The 1,211-nt window shown below is 50.3% G+C and carries 2 protein-coding genes and 1 pseudogene; all 3 read right to left on the bottom strand.

Going from position 1 to position 1,211, the window contains the following annotated elements:
* Nucleotides 1-205, bottom strand: a pseudogene (locus tag R8N49_RS24865) (DNA-binding protein); the annotation flags it as partial.
* Between the two features lies 1 nt (nucleotide 206).
* A complete protein-coding gene (locus R8N49_RS24860) occupies nucleotides 207-500 on the bottom strand; it encodes a hypothetical protein (RefSeq protein ID WP_000919078.1) in 294 nt (97 codons plus the stop codon).
* A 16-nt stretch (nucleotides 501-516) separates the two neighbouring features.
* Nucleotides 517-1,211: ParM/StbA family protein (locus R8N49_RS24855; protein ID WP_064754647.1), on the bottom strand; the 695-nt coding region annotated here is incomplete at its 5' end.

The raw sequence follows: 1,211 nt of genomic DNA, 5'->3' as shown, positions 1-1,211 counted from the left end.
TTTCTTTTTCTTCTTCTTCTCGCTTTTTGTACTCTTCCTCCAGTTCATTGAGAACGCCCTTCATTCTGTCAATGATCTCCCGAACTTCATCTAACGGGAGTCCTCGCAACAGGGTGCGAATGCGGCTTTTACGCTTTAACTCTGCGATTATTAACTCTCTACGTTCAGCCGCTGATAGCGTAGAGAACTCCTCGTGGTCTTTCATGTCATACGGAGCCCATCAGTTTTCCTTTAAGTGAATCACGTTGAGAGTTCAGTTTTGCGTCAGTCTGCACTGGCGAATTTTGATGCTGTGCAGGTTGACTCTCTGAACTCTGTTGCTCAAAAGACCCAATGTTGCCAGAAAATCGAAGAGAATAAAGACCCAATAGAGCAAGGGCGCGGAGCCGATCACTACGCGCCTTATGCTGCATCTGGGACAGTTCACGATAGAGCTCCGGAAAGGCTTGCTCCGATATGTTCAGATTAGATATTTTTCCATCCCATTTGCTACCAGCCACAACGACCTCCTATCTATCAGCCGCAGAACCAGAAGCCCCTGGCATTGGATGCCACGGATTCGTTGGGCAGTACGATCCTGCTCTTAGGGAAAAGCTCCTTGGCCGCATCTTGGTAAGCCTCGGCACCGCCGCCAGCCAGCAGAACTACGTCAGCATCCATCCCGTCCTCACGCATTGACTTCCGCATAGGGATCAAGGCGTTTTGAGCGACTTTGGTTGAGGCTTTCTTGAAGTAGTCTTTGATCGATACCTTTTCACCGTAGAGGAAGATTTCGGCCTTACCGGCACGAATAGCTTTCTCGATCTTTTCGATGCCAGGGGCACCGCCGTGGTCTTCCTGAATTAGCCGGTCCGTTTCCTGTAGCAACACCGACATCGCCTTGAGGCTGGTGCCAGATGAGTGATAGCGGACCTCTCCCTCTTCAAGAGCTACCCAGTCTACAGAAAAGAACCCAGGGTCAATTACAACGGTTTTTCCTCCCTGGATAATCTCCAGGAGGTCTTCATCTTTGGTTGAACTTACAACATCCATGTAAGCACCGGCAGGTTGAGGTACAACCACGACAGACTTAACCGCTACCGATCGTTTTGGCGTGATCTGGTGTTCACCCTCAAGCCGAGATTTCAACGCCTCTCTGCGCTCTACGTCCATGTACTGACTAACAGGCAGGCCAGTCACCAGCACATCGATCTCCTTCTGCTCGGACATCA

This window comes from Vibrio sp. 1978 (assembly GCF_033344345.1).
Note: the sequence above shows the minus strand (reverse complement) of the source record. Positions and strands in the feature narration are given on the sequence as shown.